This window comes from Natronomonas amylolytica (assembly GCF_037031205.1).
In the GTDB taxonomy this organism is placed as follows: domain Archaea; phylum Halobacteriota; class Halobacteria; order Halobacteriales; family Haloarculaceae; genus Natronomonas; species Natronomonas amylolytica.
Genome location: NZ_JAYEZM010000002.1, coordinates 310457 through 328323, shown reverse-complemented (window position 1 = coordinate 328323; position 17867 = coordinate 310457). Strand labels below are relative to the sequence as shown.

The 17867-nt window shown below is 65.7% G+C and carries 16 protein-coding genes; 10 read left to right on the top strand and 6 right to left on the bottom strand.

Features of this window, described 5'->3' with window-relative positions; genetic code table 11:
* Positions 1–137 precede the first annotated feature (137 nt).
* Positions 138–545 (top strand): Rieske (2Fe-2S) protein, encoded by a 408-nt coding sequence (locus U5914_RS04675; RefSeq protein ID WP_336134534.1) that lies wholly within the window; start codon positions 138–140, stop codon positions 543–545.
* Here the strand turns inward: U5914_RS04675 and U5914_RS04670 are convergent.
* Positions 528–1775, bottom strand: coding sequence for a glycosyltransferase family 87 protein (locus U5914_RS04670; protein ID WP_336134533.1), 1248 nt, complete (start codon positions 1773–1775; stop codon positions 528–530). The two genes, U5914_RS04675 and U5914_RS04670, sit on opposite strands and share 18 nt — an antisense overlap.
* A 142-nt stretch (positions 1776–1917) precedes the next feature.
* Here U5914_RS04670 and U5914_RS04665 point away from each other — a divergent pair, with 142 nt between their 5' ends.
* The 4 genes from U5914_RS04665 to U5914_RS04650 all read left to right on the top strand — a co-directional run bounded on the left by U5914_RS04665 (position 1918) and on the right by U5914_RS04650 (position 5442).
* Positions 1918–2292, top strand: a complete 375-nt coding sequence (locus U5914_RS04665; protein WP_336134532.1) for a rhodanese-like domain-containing protein — start codon at positions 1918–1920, stop codon at positions 2290–2292.
* A 91-nt stretch (positions 2293–2383) separates the two neighbouring features.
* A complete protein-coding gene (locus U5914_RS04660; RefSeq protein ID WP_336134531.1) occupies positions 2384–2818 on the top strand; it encodes a universal stress protein in 435 nt (144 codons plus the stop codon).
* A 122-nt stretch (positions 2819–2940) separates the two neighbouring features.
* Positions 2941–4575, top strand: a complete 1635-nt coding sequence (locus U5914_RS04655; RefSeq protein WP_336134530.1) for a DUF7504 family protein — start codon at positions 2941–2943, stop codon at positions 4573–4575.
* An 87-nt stretch (positions 4576–4662) separates the two neighbouring features.
* Positions 4663–5442, top strand: coding sequence for a helix-turn-helix transcriptional regulator (locus U5914_RS04650; protein ID WP_336134529.1), 780 nt, complete (start codon positions 4663–4665; stop codon positions 5440–5442).
* 87 nt (positions 5443–5529) lie between these two features.
* On the opposite strand, the gene U5914_RS04645 is transcribed toward U5914_RS04650, so the two are convergent.
* Entirely contained in the window at positions 5530–7263 is a 1734-nt protein-coding gene (locus U5914_RS04645; RefSeq protein ID WP_336134528.1) for a flippase activity-associated protein Agl23, read from the bottom strand.
* A gap of 194 nt (positions 7264–7457) precedes the next feature.
* On the opposite strand from U5914_RS04645, the gene U5914_RS04640 reads away from it, so the two are divergent.
* Positions 7458–9053 carry a hypothetical protein gene (locus tag U5914_RS04640; RefSeq protein WP_336134527.1) on the top strand — a complete coding sequence of 532 codons (1596 nt, stop codon included), beginning with the start codon at positions 7458–7460 and terminating at the stop codon, positions 9051–9053.
* Positions 9054–9253: 200 nt separating this feature from the next.
* Here U5914_RS04640 and U5914_RS04635 read toward each other — a convergent pair whose 3' ends face one another.
* From U5914_RS04635 to U5914_RS04620, 4 genes are read right to left on the bottom strand one after another with little or no spacing between them, the layout of a single operon-like run.
* The gene (locus U5914_RS04635; RefSeq protein ID WP_336134526.1) at positions 9254–10042 is read right to left on the bottom strand and encodes an ABC transporter permease; all 789 of its coding nucleotides are present in this window, start codon (positions 10040–10042) and stop codon (positions 9254–9256) included.
* Positions 10039–10902 (bottom strand): ABC transporter permease, encoded by an 864-nt coding sequence (locus U5914_RS04630; protein ID WP_336134524.1) that lies wholly within the window; start codon positions 10900–10902, stop codon positions 10039–10041. The genes U5914_RS04635 and U5914_RS04630 overlap by 4 nt, the downstream gene beginning before the upstream one ends.
* A complete protein-coding gene (locus tag U5914_RS04625) occupies positions 10899–11942 on the bottom strand; it encodes an ABC transporter ATP-binding protein (RefSeq protein WP_336134522.1) in 1044 nt (347 codons plus the stop codon). Before U5914_RS04625 ends, U5914_RS04630 begins: the two co-directional genes overlap by 4 nt.
* A 9-nt stretch (positions 11943–11951) precedes the next feature.
* On the bottom strand, positions 11952–13094 hold the full coding sequence (locus tag U5914_RS04620) for an ABC transporter substrate-binding protein (RefSeq protein WP_336134521.1): 1143 nt from the start codon (positions 13092–13094) through the stop codon (positions 11952–11954).
* Between the two features lie 146 nt (positions 13095–13240).
* Here U5914_RS04620 and U5914_RS04615 point away from each other — a divergent pair, with 146 nt between their 5' ends.
* Genes U5914_RS04615 through U5914_RS04600 form a run of 4 tightly spaced genes read left to right on the top strand, consistent with a single transcriptional unit; the run spans position 13241 to position 17814 of the window.
* Entirely contained in the window at positions 13241–14041 is an 801-nt protein-coding gene (locus tag U5914_RS04615) for an enoyl-CoA hydratase/isomerase family protein (RefSeq protein ID WP_336134637.1), read from the top strand.
* Between the two features lie 2 nt (positions 14042–14043).
* Positions 14044–16239, top strand: coding sequence for an acetate--CoA ligase family protein (locus U5914_RS04610; RefSeq protein ID WP_336134518.1), 2196 nt, complete (start codon positions 14044–14046; stop codon positions 16237–16239).
* Positions 16232–17029, top strand: a complete 798-nt coding sequence (locus U5914_RS04605) for an enoyl-CoA hydratase/isomerase family protein (RefSeq protein ID WP_336134516.1) — start codon at positions 16232–16234, stop codon at positions 17027–17029. Before U5914_RS04610 ends, U5914_RS04605 begins: the two co-directional genes overlap by 8 nt.
* Positions 17026–17814 carry a carbon-nitrogen hydrolase family protein gene (locus U5914_RS04600; RefSeq protein WP_336134514.1) on the top strand — a complete coding sequence of 263 codons (789 nt, stop codon included), beginning with the start codon at positions 17026–17028 and terminating at the stop codon, positions 17812–17814. The genes U5914_RS04605 and U5914_RS04600 overlap by 4 nt, the downstream gene beginning before the upstream one ends.
* Positions 17815–17867 lie beyond the last annotated feature (53 nt).

The window sequence follows — 17867 nt, the reverse complement described above, 5'->3', positions numbered from 1 at the left end:
TTAGCACGCATTTCCCTGAACCTTCTGGTCTGTTCGAGCGTCGAGTCGCCGAGGACGCCCCGCCGACCACCGGATGCGAAACGCCGACCGCTGGCGGCTCCCAAGCCGTCAAGTCATCGCCCCGCATATGGCCGCCGATGGCGACGCTCATCGCGAGTACCGACGACGTCCCCGAGAGCGGCTCGTACCTATTCACCGTCGAGGAGACCGACGGCAGCCTCGAGGAGGTCATCCTCGTGGCCCTCGCGGACGGCGTCTCGGCGTGGAAGAACTTCTGCCAGCACGAGACCGACCAGCGACTCGACCGCGGCAACGGCGCCGCGATGCGGGACGGCGAGATAATCTGCCCGAAACACGGCTCCATGTTCGACGCCGAATCGGGCTACTGTGACAACGGCAAGGCCGCCGGTTCGACGCTCGTGGAGGTCGAGATCTCGGTCCGACACGGGCAGATATACCTCACCGACGACGACCTCGAGTTCCGACACGAGGGCGGCATCGACGACGACGGCGGCCCGAGTTCGACCTCACACCTCCAGTTGTGAGTCGCGGGCGACGAGGACGCAGGCCACCAAAATTAGCCAGAGGCCGACCGTCGGTGGGAGGATGACGGTGAAGGCCGCCTCGGCGACGGCGAGCAGCGACTCCGAAACGCCTCCGGACAACGGGACCGCCGCCACCGCGATGGTGACCTCCTCGTACCCCATCGCGAGGTAGGACCACAGGACCCCGACGAGGAGGACGGCCCGTGGCCGGCCGGCAGGGAGCCGATAGAGCAGCACCGACAGCGGGAAGACGAAAAGCAGGGAGTACATCGGCTGCAGCGGCAGGAACAGCAACGTCGCCACGACCGTCCCGAGCGCGGCGGCCTGCCGCCGGCCATCGGTGTCGACCCGCTTATAAAGAACAGCAAGGAACGGCGCGAGAATCGCCGCGGAGAGAACGGTTCGAACCGGCCGACCCACGTCGAGGAGCGCCGCCAGCTGCCGGCGAATTCCGTCGACGTTCCGGGAGGCCGTCGGCGTCCCATCGAAACTGCTGCCCGTATACCGGCCGACGAGCACGTCCGAGAAGTACGTGACCGTGAGGTCCGGCCCGAAGAGGACCGCGCCGAGCAGGAGGCCGCCGAGGCCGGTCAGGACCGCGACGCCGACGGCCCGCCACGCGCGGCGACGGAGCAGCCACAGCCCGATTGCGGCCGGAAAGACCTTTATAAGCGCCGCGCCAGCGAAGGCCGCGCCGGCGAGCGACTCGCGTCGGCGGTCGAGGCCGTCGAAGCCGACCGCGAAGGCCAGCGTCAGCCAGTGGGTCACCTGCCCGTTTATAAGCGGTATCGCGGCGTAGGCCGAGGTGAGGACGAACCCGGCGAGCAGGGCGAAATCGAGTCGTTCGAGGGCGACGCCGCGACGTCGGAGGGCGCGGTAGATGACCGCCGCCGTCCCGACGCTTGCGGCGACGTTGAGGGCCGTCTGGACAGCGAAGGCGACCAGCGAACTCCCGACGAGCGCGTGGGGGACGAACAGCAGCGTCACGATGGGCGGATAGAGGTAGTAGTAATCGAGGCCGGGCGGCGACACCTCGTAAACGTTCTCGCCGGCCAGCAGCGCCTCGCCGGCCCGGAGATAGACGTTGGATGCCAGTCCCACCTGCTCGGGGGCGGTGAACCACATGAACGCGAACGAGACGATGCCGGCGAGGATGCCGACAGCGAGGACGGCGCGCGTGCTGGCGCGGGGGGCGTCGGGGGGACCATCCGGCGACTCGTCGGAGGGCATTCGTCCCAATCTGGCGCGGGATGCGGTATAAATAACAGGCTACGAGGCGTCGCATCTTCACCTCGAAGGCGAACTGTCGGCGCGCAGTCGCTCGACGCTCGCAAGCAGCACGGTTTTGTTCGGCAAGTCCAATAGCACACCGATGAGCAGTATCCGTCCGAAGGAACTGGACGACCGCCTCGGGTCACCGTCGGGAGACGAGCCGTTCCTCCTCGACATCCGCCCGGAGTCGGCGTTCGAGTCGGGACGCATCGACGGGAGCCACAACATCCCCGTGTACGACGACCTGCGCCGCGGCGACGAGTCGGCGCTGCGCGACCGGTTGGGAGACGTCCCGGCCGACCGCGACGTGGTCGTCGTCTGCAAGATGGGCGTCGTCGCCAAGAAAGCGACGAGCATCCTCAGAGAGGAGGGCTACGATGCGGCAACGCTGCTCGGCGGCATGAGCGGGTGGACGGGGTATCAGAAGGGCTCGCTGGGCTACAAGCTCCGGTCGCTCCTCTGGCGGCTCCGATAGCCCCAGTCCGTGTCAGTGGCACACCGCGACGAGAAGCGACCGCCGAACATCGCCACAGTCGTTTAAGTTCCTCTCGGCCGAAGCCGGGGATATGTACGACGACATCCTCGTTCCGACCGACGGCTCGGCGTGTGCGGCGGCCGCCGTCGAGGAGGCTATCGGCCACGCCAACACCCACGACGCCCGGTTGCACGTCCTCTACGTGGTCGACGAGTCGCGGGTCCCGGCCGAGGAACAGCCGGAACTGTACGACGCCCTCGAAGCCGAGGGCGAGGAGGCCATCGCCGACGCGCGGACCCGAGCGAAGGCGGCCGACGTCACCTCGATTCGGGCGGCTATCGGCGCCGGCGCGCCGCATCAGGTCATCCTCGACTACGCCGACGACAACGGCATCGACCTCATCGTCATGGGCACCCACGGCCGAAGCGGCTTCGAGCGCGCGCTGCTCGGGAGCGTGACCGAGCGGGTCCTCCGGACCGCCGACCAGCCCGTGCTGACGGTTCGGGAGCGCGAGGAGACGGCCTGACCGGGCTTTCGGTCGTTTCGACGACTGAAACGGAGCACGGCTATTATATAGTGAACGGATAACACACGGCAATCAGCGGCCCGGAAGCGTTCGCTTCGCACCGCTGGTGGGTGTGTTCGAAAATGACCGACGAAATCCCATCTGGGCCGGCGAACCTGCTGTTGGAGACCGACGGGCACGACGACTGCGAGGCGGAAGCCTGCATGGCCCTCTCGGGCGTCGACGACCCCGACGCCGTCGACGTGGTGTTCGTCACCTTCACGAAATCCGCCGACCAGCGACTGGCGGCGTGGCGCGACCACGCCGACGCCCCGCCCGCGAACATCGGCATCGTGAGCGTCGAGATGGGCGGCGCCAACGGCGGCGCCGGCACCGACCGGAACGCCGGGCCGGCCGTCCGTCGCATCTCCGACCCGAGCGACCTCACCGGCGTCGGCATCGCCATCTCCGAGTTCCTCTCGGCGTGGGCCGACACCGACCAGCAGACCGTCGTCTGCTTCGATTCGGTCACCGCGCTGTTGCAGTACGTCGACGCCAACCGGGTCTTCCAGTTCCTCAACGAGATGACCTCCAAGTTCGAGCAGGCGGGAGCACACGCCCACTTCCACCTGCTTCCGGAGGCCCACGAACCCCAGAACCTCAGCGTCCTCGCGTCGCTGTTCGGCGAGCGGACGAGTGCCGCGAGCGTCGTCGGCGACGACCCCGAGGCGACGACCGACGCCGACGACGGGGACGCTTCGACGACCGACGCCGGCGGGTTCGTCTTCGGCGGCGGGACCGACGGAACCGACGAGTTCGTCTTCGGCGATGAGACCGACGGAACCGACGACGCCGCGGACGCCTCCGACCCGGACGATGGTGCCGAAGCCGACGAGACGAGCGAATCGCCCCTCATCGAGACGAGCGACAGCGAGGACTCGGGCGATGCGGACGTCGACCTCGGTTCGACGGGACGTAGCCTACTCGACGATGACGACGGGGATGAGACCGACGACGAGGCGGCCGAACGTTCCGAGGAATCGGACGATGAGGACTCCCCCGTCGTCGGCCCGCCCATCGGACCCGGACCGAAACGGAAGACGGGGGCGGAGACGGGCGCGAAACAGCCGAACGACCGCTCGGCCACCGCCTCCGCCTCGGCCACGATGTCCGCGGCCGCGAACCCGACTACGGCCAGCAGTTCGAAGACGGCCTCGTCGTCCGGCGCGACCGACGACGAACGCTCGACGGGGTACAGGACGGCCCTCTACTCGCGGACGACGGCGACGGTCGTCGGCGTCGTGGTGATGCTCGTCCTCATCAGTTTCCTGGCGGCCGCGATGCCGATACCGATGGGCGATGACGCGGGCATCGACGACGGCGGGAACGCGATTACGACGCCGACGCCCGACCCGGCCGCCGATTCGGCCACCGACGGCACCACGCCGACGGAAGCGCTCAATCCCACGCCGACCGCCACCCCGACGCCTACCCCGGCCCCGACAGCGACACCCGAACCGTCCACCGGTGGCGGGTCCGATAGCACGTCGACTGACGAATCGAGTTCGGCGTCGACCGATACGCCCGCACCGACCGAGACACCTGCACCGACCGACACGCCGACTTCGACACCGACGCCGACACCCGAGGGCGGCGACCTCACCGATACGGTCGACGACACCGTCAACGACACGACCGATACCGTCGATGACACGGTCGACGACACGACCGATACCGTCGACGACACCCTCTCCAGCGATGACGACGACCTGCTCTGAGGACGCGATGACGGCGGCCGGTCTCGGTTTCGGTGTGGGGGCGGCGATGGTTTTGTGAACCTCCGCGATGGGCCTACACAAAACAGCATGAATGAGGAGATCGAATACCTCGCTCGGTCCGACACGCGCATCGAGTTATTACGGGTCCTCACCGAGGGGCCGAAGGGACGCCGGGACCTCCACGACCGCCTCGATGCCTCCCGGACGACCCTCTCGCGGAGCCTCGACCGGATGGCCGAGTTCGGGTGGATCGAACAGCAATCCAACGGGAGCCCCTATCGGCTGACGGCGCTCGGCGCACACATCGAGCGGGAGTTTTCGCATCTACTGGAGGGACTCGAAGTCGGAGACCGGCTGGCGCCGTTGCTGCGGCGGGCATCCGTCGACGAGTTCGACCTTGACCCCCGCGAACTCGCGGACGCGGACGTCGTCGAGGCGACCGCCGAACAGCCGCTGGCGCCGGTCGAGCGCGCGATGAAGGCTCGCGCGCAGTCCGATTCCATCCGGGAGTTCGCCACGGTCGTCATGCAGGAAAGCGCCGACCAGATTCACGAGCGCATCGAGAACGCGGACGCCGACGCGACCATCGAGGTCGTCCTCGATGCGAGCGTCGCGTCGTCGATGCGCGAGGACGACGAGTATAGCGCCGACCTCGAACGGGCGGTCGCCGACGGCGCGGTCGATTATTACGTCCACGAGAATCTCCCGTACCTACTGGCGCTGCTCGACGAGCGCGTCCTCCTCGGCGTGGTCGACGAGCGGGGGACGCCGGTCGCGCTCGTCGAGAGCGATTCGGCGTCGGTCTACGAGTGGGCCGAACAGACCTTCAAACGGTATCGTGACGCCGCCGAGTCGCTCGTGGGGTGAGCGAATCGACGCGACGGAACGGGACGGCCCCCGTCACGCGGCTCGAAATCGACCCGTCGAAAAGAGGGCGACGAACCCGTCTCTCGGTCAGGCCTCGCTGTCCACGTAGACGACGACGCCGTGGAAGTGCGAGCCGCCGGTCGTTCGGTGCAGGTAGGCGTGTCGCTCGTAGCGGTCCGGCACCCGCTGGGCGATGTCGTCCGGCGCCTCGAGCGCCTCGGGCTCGTCGCGGCAGGCGACCGCGCGGTCGAGCGTACAGTCGGCCTGTGCGACCACGACGGGCGGTAGCTGGTCGGGCGTCGTATCCGGGGAGTTCGCACAGGTGACCGAGACGTCGTTGGCGTCGAGATACCACGCCCACGGCAGGGTCCGGAACCAGTTGATACAGGCGGGCGTCCGCGTCGCCGTCTCGTCCATGGTCACGAAGTCCTCACCCCCGTAGAACAGCGCGTCGGGGCCGTCGGTGTTAGCCGCCGCGGCCGCAGTCGTCGCGTCGACCGCCCCGCGCATCTCCTGTTGGGGCTGGGCGAACTGCACGAGGTCGTTGTCGGGGCTCGTGGGGGTGCCGTAGACCGCACCGCCGCCGACGACGGCGACCTGTCCGACGACCAAAAGGAGCAGGACCGCGACCGCGGCCACGCTCACGGTGTCGTTATCCGCCAGCGACTCCCGACCGATATCCAGCAGGAAGCCGAGGCCGACCGCCGCCGGCACCGACAGCGGCACGAGGGCGTTGACGATAATCCACGCCCCCCAGATGTCGGTGCCCAGCGGGTAGCCGAGGACGCTGGCGAAGCCCCAGTAGGCACACGCCAACACCAGCGGCCGCGAGTCGGCCCGGCCGTATCGCTCGATGACGAAGCCGACGACCGACAGCACGAACAGCGGCCCCGCGTAGGTGAGCGTCGTGCGGACGAACAGGCCCAGTCGCTCGCCGTACGTCGAGAAGGTCGTCTCGCCGCCCTGTCCGAACCAGTAATCGAGTCCGGCCGAGATGTCCGAAATCGTCGCATCCAGCGTCATCGAGAGGTTGCCGGTCCACAGCCCCGCCTCGCCGCCCCGCGGCGCGAAGAAGAAGACAGTGAGCAGGGCGAACAGCGTGACCGCGCCGAGCAGATGGCTGCCGTAGCCGAACAGGCGCTGGCGGCCGGCGGGAGCGTCGAGGGCGTACGTCTCGCGCCACTCGCTCAGTCGCGTCATCAACAGGTCCCAGCCGCTGTCGTGTTCGCGGGGACGGAAGAAGGCGGTATCGAGCAGCAGCGCCGCCGCACCGAACCAACAGAGGACGTAGACGATGGCGTTTTCCTTGGCGGCGAAGCCCAAGGCCAGCGCGGCCGACGCCGCATAGAGGTAGACCGTACCCCGGCCGTCCAGCCACCGGACGAGGGCGGCGAAAGCGACGAAACAGAAGCCCGCGACCAGCATCGACGACCGCATGAATCGCGAGTAATAGAGGATGATGGGGTTGAGCGCGAGGAACAGCGCCATCCCGACGACCTCGATATCCGAGAGATAGCGCCGGAACCACAGCGCGACCAGCGGGAAGAGGCCGGTAATCAGGGCGACGGGCGCACGCGCGACGAAATCGGTCGGGCCGAAGGCCGCGAAGAGCGGCCGATGGACCAACTGGAGGAACGGGCCGTGGATGATGTAGCGGTAGGTGGTCTCGCCGCTTCGGAGGTATTCGAGGCCCCACCACGCGACGCGGGCCTCGTCGTAGTGGGAGATGCGGGCCCCGAGGAAGACGAATCGGGCGAGCAAGCCGACGGCCACGACGACGAGGACGGCCTGTACGGTGCGGTCGTCGAGGGAGGTACTCATCGTGTGCCGGTGTCGGCGGGGGATATTAAAGGGGTTCTGTCTTCCGAGTCGGCATTTCGGAGGAGAGACAGGGGACTGTTTTCGCGCGGCGACGCTGCTCGAACCAGTATATTATACATATATTATATTTGTTATCGTGCCCACACCGGGCGTTCGAAGTATATTTATGGCGTAATGTTGTCACTCAGTTCGTGATGCGAAGTGGTCGGCTTCACTCTCGAATCGTTTCGGTCGGGTTGTTCGTGGTTGCCGGTATCGAACTACTCCTGCGGTCGTTCGCGGACGTGGCCCCACTCGCGGTCGATTTCCTCACTGCAGGGGTGACGCTGCTCCTGCCGTTCGTCAGCGACCGAGCGCTCCTGTCGTGGGGACTCGGATGGTTGTTTCTCGGCTTGCTCTCGTATCAGGTCTGTTACCGGATGGATACGATACGAACCGACGGGGACGTGGGCGTCCCGTTCCAGCGGGTGCTATCCGCCGGGGGCGCCGGCCTCGCCGTCGGGGCCGGGATAACGCTGAAACACCAGGTCTTCGCGGTGGCCTTCGGGCACGGTAGCGTCCCGGCACCGGTCGCGGAGAACATCTCCCTTCTGCTTGTCGGGAGCGGCCTGTTCTATCTGGTCTGTACGGTCCCGTCGATGGTCCGGCATCCGATAGAGCCGGTATCGCTCACCGCCGCGCTGAGATCGCTCGCTTACGAGGGGACACGAACGCTCTTTCTGGGGCCAGTATTGGCGATTGCGGCAACACTCTATCCCCTCCCGGAAGTGGCGGTAATCGGCTGGCTGGTCGCCGTCGTCGGCATCAACGCGGTCCCATTCGGCCCCACGATTCAGGCACTCGTCAACGACCCGATCGAACGACTCGTACTGGGCGCTGCGGCCGCACGGTCGCACGCCGAGGGGTACATCACCTTCTTCTACATCCTCGGTGGGTTGGTCTTCTCGCTCGTCGGCGTCATCGGCTCGACGGGAACGACACGGTCGTTGCTAGTGGGGCTCGCCGGGGCTGCCGGCAGCGACCCCAAGAGCGTGCTCTTCGTCGGCATCTGTGTGCTCGGACCGGCCGTCTACGGCTTCTGGTACTGGCTGCGGCTGCTCGAACGACTCCCCTTCGAGTTCGGCATCCTCACCCCAGCCACGGACTCGTCGTTCGCCCCCGGGAAAACGTCGGCAACGACTATCGGTTCCGTCGAGTACCGGGCGCTTCCAGCATGGTTCGGGCTCCCGCTTCCACTGCTGCTAGTGCCCATGATGGTCTATCTGGAAGCGACTGACGGAGAGCCGTTTCGCCAACCGGTTCCGTCGGGGTACGTCCTGTTCGCGTGTCTCACTGCCGCCGTCGCGCTGCTGTCCGTCTATCTGACGCGCCGACGCGAGCCACAGGAGTGGCTTTCGGTACGGCACCTGGCACCGGCCGCCTTCTTCGTCCACATGGTGGTCGTCGTGGTGTCGGGCGACGAACCCGTCCTGACGCTGCTGCACGGACTCCTCGCGAACGGACGATTCGTCCCCGTCGACCCCCTCGGCATCGCGACCACCATAGGAGAGGTGCTCCTCGTCGTCGGCCTCTTTTTATTGCCCGCGACGATTCCCCCTCTACTCCGAAGCGACAGCGGCGTTCTTCGACTCGTGGGACTCTACATGGCGACCATCCTCGCGGCCCTGCTTCTCTACATCGTCGGTGGTCGCTCCGACGGCGCTGCGGAAATCGGCGCCCTCCTCATTCTCGGGGCGCCGTTCGTCTGGGCAGGCATCGTCTACGTCGCCGAGTGGCTCGACGTGATGTGAACAAGCCAACCTGCCCGTGCGGTACGGGTCCGTATTCGCGGAAACCGGTCACACCACGACAACACACAACCTCCCTGTTACTTCCTGTTGAAACGTCCCGAAATTCGATGCCGGAAGAGTACTTGACCACCGTACCAACCGAACACTGGATGAAGATCAACCAGAATCTCAGTTTCAAGGCGTGAAATCCTTTTGATGGTTCAGGTGGAACTGAACCGTCGGCTACTCAGCGCCACCACGAGCATGACGACGATCAGGACGACCGATAGGGCGTTAATCGTCGGCGTCAGCCCGGTTCGCAACATCGTGTAGATGACGACGGGCACCGTGCTCGTGCCCGGTGAGATGAGGAACTGAGTTGCGGTGAACTCGCCGAAGGAGACGACGAAGGCGATAAAAGAGCCGGCGATTATCGCGGGGGAGATGATCGGCCCAGTCACGTGTCGGAACGTCCTCACCGGATCGGCCCCGAGAACACGCGAGGCGCGTTCGAGGTCCTGGTCGAACGTGACGAGTTCGGACCGGACCAACAGGAACACGTACGGAAGCGAAAGCACCGTGTGTCCGAGGATGAGCGCGGGGTATCCGGACGGGAGGCTCAGGTTCCCGAAGTACCGGACCAGCGCGATACCCGTGATGACCGGCGAGATGATCATCGGCAACAGCATGATCGTCGATATCTGCTCCTTGTAGGGGAACTCGCCCCGTACGAAACCGAAGGCAGCGATCGTACCGATGGTTGCCGAGAGAATCGACGACAGCGTGGCGACGATGAGGCTCACTTTCAGCGCGTTGAGGAGGCTCTCGTCGGCCATGAGCTCGCTGTACCATCGCAGCGAGAACCCCTCCTGTGGGATACCCGGGAACGTCTGTGGCGTAAAGGAAGTTACCACGACGATGATGACGGGGACCAACAGGAACGCGAACACTGCGACGACGGCGGCGAGGAGTCCGACCCTCCAGGGACTCGGGAACGAACGCCCGCTCATATGTTCCCGAGCACCTCCTGAATGTCGAACACCGTGTTGAACAGCAGTAACGTCCCAATGAGCAGTATCGAGTAGATGACCGCCAGCGCCGAAGCGAACCGGATGTTAAAGTTCTCCAGGAACGCACCGGCGATCTCGTTGGCGATCATCGTCTGATTTGGACCGCCGAGAACGGCGGGGCCGAGGAACGACCCGGCCGCCAGGATGAAAACGATGAGTCCCGCGGCGACCAGACCGGGGAGGCTGAGCGGGAATACGACGGCGGCGAGGGTACGCCACTGGGTGGCCCCGAGGACGCGGGAGGCGCTGATGAGTTCCCTGTTGATGGCGTTTAGGGAGTTGTAAATCGGTAGTACGGCAAACGGCAGGTAAACGTTCGCGAGGCCGATAATGACTGCCGGCGTCGTGAACAACAGCGACGGTTCGATTCCGGTCAAATCGGCGAAGGGTCCCGCAGGCGAGAGGAAAAGCAGGATACCGAAGTACCGGACGATGTAGGCGATCCACAGCGGCACGATGATGAGCGTCATCGTCAGGCGAACACGCTCCGTCCCGAAGACCATGAAGTAACTCAGCAGGTACGCCAACGCGAGGGTCACGGCCGTCGTGATGATGCCGTAGAGGAACGAGCGGACGAAGGCATCAACGTAGATGCCCTTCGTCGCGCGCTGGTAAGCCTGTAGCGGCTCGCCGGTGCCGAACGCGATGCTCTCGGGGACGAGCAGCAGTATCGGGAGGATGAAGAACACCCCGATGAACCCGAGTCCGAACAGAGCGAGGTGACTGTTCGTGATTCGACGGTTGAATAGCTCACCGATGGAGCCGGTGATGCCGTCCACCGTCGGCCGCGAGACGCTCATAGGGCGATCACCTGCTCGGGGTCGAACCGGAGGTAGACGTCATCGCCGATGTCGATGTCGGGGAATCGGTTCGTGTGGGCGAGCGCTTCGAGTCCGTCGGACAACTTGACGGTCACCTCGGCTCGATTGCCAAGGTTGGCGACGTTGACGACGCGCCCAAGTATCTCGTTTTCGGCGCCTTCGGCGGCCGGGCTCACCTCAATATCCTCCGGTCGGATGTACAGACGGGCCTCCTCGCCGTCGTTTATTTCGGTCCCTTCGACCGTGATCGTCTTACCGTCGTTCACAACGACGGTCCGGTCGCCCTCCCGAGAGGCGGGGCCGCTAAACTGTGTGGATTTCCCGACGAACTCGGCGACGAAGGGGGTGGCTGGCGATTCGTAGAGTTGTTCCGGACTGTCTATCTGCTCGGATTGGCCGTCGTTCAACACGATGACGCTGTCGGACATCGACAGCGCGTCCTCCTGGTCGTGGGTGACGTACAGCGTCGTCACGCCGACTTCTGTCTGAATCCGGTCGAGCCAGCCACGCATATCCTCGCGGAGCACCCGGTCGAGCCCGGTCAGGGGTTCGTCCAGCAGGAGAATATCGGGTTCGTACGCCAGTGCCCGTGCCAGTGAGACGCGCTGCTGTTGGCCGCCGGAGAGCTCTCCCGGCTTGTGGTCTCCGTGGTCGGGCATGTCGACGAGTTCGAGCGACTCATCGACGCGCTCTTCGACGGCCGCCGAGTCGTGGCCGTGCATCTTGAGCCCGAAGGCGATGTTCTCGCGGACCGTCATATGTGGAAACAGCGCGGTCGACTGAAACGCCATCCCGATGTTGCGCTTCTCCGGCGGGAGGTCGGTCACGTCCTCGCCCCGGAGCAGAATCTGCCCGTCGGTCGGTTCGACGAGGCCCGCGATGGCGTGGAGCGTCGTCGATTTCCCGCACCCGGATGGTCCAAGCAACGTGACGAACTCCCCTTCCTCGATGCTGAACGAGAGGTTCTCAACCGCACAGAGATCGCCGTAATACTTCGTGAAGTCACGAACTTCGAGCATATCGGAATCCTAGCTCTGTTTGATCGTATTCAGTCGATCGGTCCAGGCGTCTTCCTTGGGGAGGACGACGTCCCAATCGCGGAAGGCGAGGTCTTCGGCCGGCGCGTAGTCGGGCAGCGCCTTCATCTCCTCAGGCGGGTTCTTCACCTGGACGGTGTAGTTCATCTTCTCCGAGAGGGTCAGGAGGTGCTCCCGCTGATAGGTGTGGTTCAGCAGTTCATGTGCCAGTTCGCGGCTCTCGCTGCCCTTCACGATGGCGAGGTTGTCCGACCAAGCCATCGCGCCTTCGTCGGGGATGACGTACTCGATGTGCTCGTAGCCTTCCTCCTGGAGGGCGAGGACGCGCCCGCCCCACGCTTCACAGATCAACGCGTTCTCCTGACGGAGGTACTGGATGGACGTGGCACCGTCGCTCCAGTAGTTGAAAACGTTCTGGTCCTGTGCTTTGGCTTCCTCGAACATCTGGTCGGTCTTCGCCTCGTCGTCCGGCACCTCGTTGATGTTGAGGTCGGCCGCAGCCGCACAGTTCGACAGGCGGTCGATGGTCCGGTCGATGAGCGACACCTTCCCCTCGTAGGCGGAATTCTTGATGTCCTCCCAAGAGGTGAGTTCTTCGTCGACCTGTTCGGTGTTGTAGGCGTACCCGGTCGCGCCGTTTTCTCGAATCAGGCCGTACGTATCATCTCCGGCGACGTTGAACGATAGCGACCGGGCCGACTCCCTGATGTTCTCCTCGTAGTTCGGTACCATCGAGAGGTCGATCGGCTCGATGACATCCTCTTGCTGTGCACGGACCATCCCAGTGTCGTTGAGCGCGACGATGTCGAACGAGCCGGGATTCTGCTTGATCAGCGAAATCATCTCCGAGGTCCCGCCGGCTTCGGTTCCGGTCACTTCGACACCGTTTTCCTCCGCCCACGGTTCGAAGACGGACATCTGGGCCTCCTGGGTGTTCCCGCCGAATCCGAGGAACCGGAGCTGGCCGCCACCGCCGCCACCACCGTTGCCGCCGCCGTTACCGCCGCCATTGCCGCCATTGCCACCGTTACCGCCGTTGCCGCCGTCACCGAGACAGCCCGCCAACCCGGCGATCGTTCCCGCACCAGTTGCTGCCAGTACGTCGCGTCGACTGTAGTTCGAGCCCTTCGACATGGCTATGGGTCTGTTAAACACACTCCTATAAGAAACTATCCCACAAAACAATACCATCTTTAGAATTACTCCGAATATCTTCGCCTGTTTTGATAATCAGCGAAACTTTATGTGGATGAGTCACGAGGCATGAGGTAGTGCCAGCCATGACGGCAACAGATTCGGAGACGAGTCCATCGACCATCTACGAGCTAGACGGTAACGTTGCACATATCCGACTAAATCGACCCGACCGCCTCAACGCCGTGACCGGCGATCTCTACGAGGGAATCCGGTCCGGGCTCGACCGGGCGGAACACGACGATGCGCGGGTCGTCGTCCTCGAAGGCGAAGGCCGGGCTTTCTGTGTCGGCGCGGATATGCAGAACCACGACGATAAAGAGCGCACGCCGAAGGAACGCCGCGAGTACGTCTGGGACGCACAGGAGGCCTGTGAGGCCGTTCAGACGCACCCGGCACCGGTCGTCGCGAAGGTTCAGGGCTACGCGATTGGAGCGGGCGCCGAACTCGCCTTGAGCGCGGATTTCATCCTCATGGCGACCGACGCCGAGATGCGGTTCCCCGAGGTGAGTATCGGGACCTACATCGGCGGCGGCGTCACCTACACGCTCGCCCAGCGGGTCGGCGCCGCGCGTGCGAAGGAACTCATCCTGTCGGCAGCGGAGCTCACCGGCGAGGAAGCCGCCGACGAGGGCGTCGTCACCCGCGCCATCGACGAGGCGGACCTCGACGATGCGGTCGACGAACTGGCCGCAGATCTGGCGGGCAACGCGCCGATTCCGATGGAGTTCGCCAAAGCACAGTTCGGGCGCGTCGGCTCCGCGGCTCGGGAAGACATGCGGACCGCCGAAGCGGAGGCGCTGCTCACATGCATGGAGACCGACGACTGGCAGGAGGGCGTCGACGCGTTCGCCGAGGACCGCGAGCCGACGTTCCGGGGGGAGTGACCGTGGCCGAAACGACCGAAACAGAGACCGACATCGAACGCATCATGGACCCGGACGCGGTCGCGGTTGTCGGCGCCTCGACTGACGAGACCAAGCGCGGCTATCAGGCCATCGAGACGCTTCAGGAGGGCGGCTACGACGGAGACATCTACCCGGTCAACCCCAGTGCCGAGGAGATCCACGGGCTGGAGGTCTACCCGACAGTCTCCGCGATTCCGGGCCGGGTCGACCTCGCGCTCATCGTCACGCCCGCACACATCGTTCCGGACGTCCTCGAGGACTGCGCGGGGACGGACCTCGCCGGGGCCGTGGTCATCGCCGTCGGCTTCGGTGAGGCCGGCTCCGACGGCGAAAAGTTGGAGCGGGAGATCGTCTCGCTCGCCGACGAACACGGCATCCGGCTCATCGGCCCGAACACCTCCGGGATGATCAACGTCCACGAGGGGTTGAACCTCGTCGGCGCCGAGGGCGTCCCCGAGGGCGGCCTCGGCCTGCTCTGCCAGAGCGGCAACATGGCCATCTCGCTTTTCACCGAGGCGGCGACCAGAGAGGGCGTCGGCTACAGCCACTACGTCGGCGTCGGCAACGAGGCCGACCTCAAGTTCCACGAGTACCTCCCCTACCTGAACGACGACCCCGAGACCGACGCCATCGTGCTGTACGTCGAGGGGATGAGCGAGGGCCGGAAGTTCCTGCAGGCGGCACGCGAGGTGAGCACCGAGACGCCGATCATCGCGCTCAAAAGCGGGAAGTCCGACGTCGGCAAGGAGTCCGCCTCCTCTCATACGGGCGCGCTGGCCGGCGATAGCGCCGTCGCCCACGCCGTTCTCGAACAGGCGGGCGTCGTCAGCGTCGAACGGTCGGACGAACTGCTCGCGGTCGCCAACTCCCTGTCGTCGCTGCCCGCGGCCGAGGGGCCGAACGTCGGCATCCTCGCCGACGGCGGGGGCCACGCGACGCTCGCGGCCGACGCGCTCGCCGAACGCGGCCTCTCGGTACCGGACCTGACCGCCGAAACCCAACAGCGACTCGGCGAGGTGTTGCCGGACGCGGCCAGCATCGTCAATCCCGTCGACGTCGCCGGGGGAACCGACGACGACCAGCGCGTCTTCTACGACTGTGCGGAGGCGATACTGGCCGACCCGAACGTTGATGCCCTGTTGCTCGCCGGTCTCTTCGGCGGCTACGGCATCCGCTTTGCCGAACAGTACACCGACGTCGAGTGCGGCGTCGCCGACGAGTTGGTCACGCTGGCCGACGAGCAGGGGACGCCGATCGTCGTCCAGAGCGCCTACGCGGAGTTCGGCACCGAGCCACACGAGATACTCCGGGAGGGCGGCATCCCGGTCGTCGAATCGATCGACATCGCCGCGAGCAGCCTCGCGTCGCTCGCCGCCCACGGAACCCACCTCGACATCGCGGACGAGAAGAGCGACTTCCGGCTCCGCGAGGCGGACAACGAGGCGGACGCCGTCACTCGCGCCCTCGAAGACGGGCGCCAACAGCTCTCGGAGTACACCGCCAAACGGGCGCTCCGGGACCGGGGGCTTCCAGTCGCATCCTTCGAACTGGTCGAGTCGCCGGCCGAAGCGCGACAGGCGGTCGCGTCGACCGGCGAACCCGCCGCGATGAAGGTAGTGTCGTCGGACATCGTCCACAAATCGGACGCCGGCGGCGTCGCACTCGACGTCCGCGAGACCGAGGCCGAGGCGACCTACGAGGAGCTTCTCGCCGCCGCCCGGGAGTACGACCCCGACGCGGATATCGAGGGCGTGCTCGTCTCGCCGATGCTCGAGGAGAACGTCGAGCTGATCGTCGGCGTCGTCGACGACGAGCAGTTCGGGCGGGTGATGATGGTCGGCCTCGGCGGCGTCTTCGTGGAAGTCCTCGAGGACGTCGCGTTCCGCGCGCTACCGCTCACGGAAGCCGATGCCCAGGCCATGCTCTCGGACATCGAGGCCCAGGAGATGCTGGACGGCGCACGCGGGAACGCCCCGGTCGACCGGGAGGCCGTCATCGACCTTCTTCTGGAGGTCTCGGCGTTCGTCGAGGCCAACCCCGCGATCGAGGAACTCGACCTCAATCCCGTCTTCGCGGACGACGAGGGGGTCGAGATCGTCGACGCGGCCGTCACGCTCCGGGAGTCGGCCACCGATACTGAAGCCCCTGCGGCCCCCGTAGGTGATACCGATGATTGAGATCGACGCCCCAATCGAGGTCGAACGGCTCGAGGAGTACGTCGCCTGCGTGACCTACGACCGGCCGGACGCGATGAACGCCTACAACGAACCGCTTCTCCGGGGCGCCGTCGAGGCACTCGAACGACTCGACGACCGCGACGACATCCGTGCGATCGTGCTGACCGGCGCCGGCGACGCCTTCTGTGCCGGTGTCGACCTGACCGATATGCCGCTGACTCCGGAGATGGACTTCGCCGACTACGAGGAGGGCCTCGGCCTCTTCCAGAACGTCGTCCGTACGCTGCGGGAGATTCGGACACCCGTCATCGCCGCAATCAACGGCTACGCGCTCGGGGCCGGCTGTGATACCGCCCTCGCCTGCGACTTCCGATTCACGAGCGACGAGGGCGTCCTCGGAGAGACGTTCATCGACGTCGGGTTCGTCCCCGGCGACGGTGGCGCCTTCCTCTTGCCCCGGCTCATCGGCGAGGCCCGCGCCAAGGAGCTTATCTTCACCGGCCGCAAGCTTTCCGGCGAGGAAATCGTCGAGTGGGACCTCGCCAAAGAGCAGGTCGACGCCGACGAACTGCTCGAGGCCGCGACCGCGTTCGCGAGCGACCTCGCCGACCGGCAGCCAGTCGCCCTCGCCGAGAGCAAGCGACTCGTCAACGACAGTTTCGAGACCGGCCTCGAGGAAGCCCTCGCGGACGCGACTCGCGCCCAGCGAATCTGCTCGCAGACGCGGGACCACGAGGAGGCCGTCGAAGCGTTCCAAGAGGACCGCGAGCCGGAGTTCGAGGGGCGATGAAGCGCTTCGAGTGCAACCTCGTCCAGTTCGACTCCCGGCTCGAGGAGCCAAAAGACGAGACCGTCTCGCGTATGGCGACCGTCGTCCGGGAGACCGACGCCGACCTCATCGTCTTTCCCGAACTCGCGACGACGGGCTACCACGTCTTCGACCGGATAGAGGACCTCGCCGAACCCGTCCCCGGCCCGACGACAGAGGAACTGAGCGCGGCCGCCGAGGCTACCGAAAGCGAGGTCCTCTTCGGGATGCCCGTCGAAGATGGCGAGGCGGTGTACAATTCCGCCGTCTGGCTCGGTGCCGACGGCAAGATTCGAGCGCGATACGACAAGCGGCATCTCTGGGGCGACGAGCAGGACGTCTTCAAGCGGGGCAACCGCTACGTCGCCGTCGAGACGCCGTTCGGCCGCGTCGGGGTGCAGATCTGTTACGATCTCGCGTTCGCCGAATCGAGTGCCGCCCTCGCACGGGCGGAGTGTGACCTCTTCGTGAACCTCTCGGCGTGGACCGTCAAAATGGAGCGGGACTGGGCGAGGCTCCTCCCCGCCAGAGCCGTCGAGCAGGGAGCCTACGTCGTCGGGTGTAATCGCGCCGGAACCGAGGCCGGCGACACCTTCTGTGGCAGCAGCATGGCTATCGAACCCGATGGAACGGTCGTCGCCGAGATGGGAACCGAAGCCGGTCAGGTGACCACGACCATCGACCCCGGAATCGTCTCGGCCGAACGGCGCCGGAATCCGATCCGCGAAGATCGACCGGCTACGGACGCCGACGTGGAGATACGCTGAGAGTATAGGGATTTGTCCGACTGTCCCTCCATGCGGCCGTGTTGATAGTAAAA

Coding starts and splice junctions, on each gene's coding strand:
- U5914_RS04650 (WP_336134529.1), top strand. CDS start 4,663: ATGAATGAGGAGATCGAATACCTCGCTCGGTCCGACACGCGCATCGAG.
- U5914_RS04670 (WP_336134533.1), bottom strand. CDS start 1,775: ATGCCCTCCGACGAGTCGCCGGATGGTCCCCCCGACGCCCCCCGCGCC.
- U5914_RS04665 (WP_336134532.1), top strand. CDS start 1,918: ATGAGCAGTATCCGTCCGAAGGAACTGGACGACCGCCTCGGGTCACCG.
- U5914_RS04645 (WP_336134528.1), bottom strand. CDS start 7,263: ATGAGTACCTCCCTCGACGACCGCACCGTACAGGCCGTCCTCGTCGTC.
- U5914_RS04630 (WP_336134524.1), bottom strand. CDS start 10,902: ATGAGCGTCTCGCGGCCGACGGTGGACGGCATCACCGGCTCCATCGGT.
- U5914_RS04660 (WP_336134531.1), top strand. CDS start 2,384: ATGTACGACGACATCCTCGTTCCGACCGACGGCTCGGCGTGTGCGGCG.
- U5914_RS04620 (WP_336134521.1), bottom strand. CDS start 13,094: ATGTCGAAGGGCTCGAACTACAGTCGACGCGACGTACTGGCAGCAACT.
- U5914_RS04675 (WP_336134534.1), top strand. CDS start 138: ATGGCGACGCTCATCGCGAGTACCGACGACGTCCCCGAGAGCGGCTCG.
- U5914_RS04600 (WP_336134514.1), top strand. CDS start 17,026: ATGAAGCGCTTCGAGTGCAACCTCGTCCAGTTCGACTCCCGGCTCGAG.
- U5914_RS04640 (WP_336134527.1), top strand. CDS start 7,458: ATGCGAAGTGGTCGGCTTCACTCTCGAATCGTTTCGGTCGGGTTGTTC.
- U5914_RS04635 (WP_336134526.1), bottom strand. CDS start 10,042: ATGAGCGGGCGTTCGTTCCCGAGTCCCTGGAGGGTCGGACTCCTCGCC.
- U5914_RS04605 (WP_336134516.1), top strand. CDS start 16,232: ATGATTGAGATCGACGCCCCAATCGAGGTCGAACGGCTCGAGGAGTAC.
- U5914_RS04625 (WP_336134522.1), bottom strand. CDS start 11,942: ATGCTCGAAGTTCGTGACTTCACGAAGTATTACGGCGATCTCTGTGCG.
- U5914_RS04655 (WP_336134530.1), top strand. CDS start 2,941: ATGACCGACGAAATCCCATCTGGGCCGGCGAACCTGCTGTTGGAGACC.
- U5914_RS04615 (WP_336134637.1), top strand. CDS start 13,241: ATGACGGCAACAGATTCGGAGACGAGTCCATCGACCATCTACGAGCTA.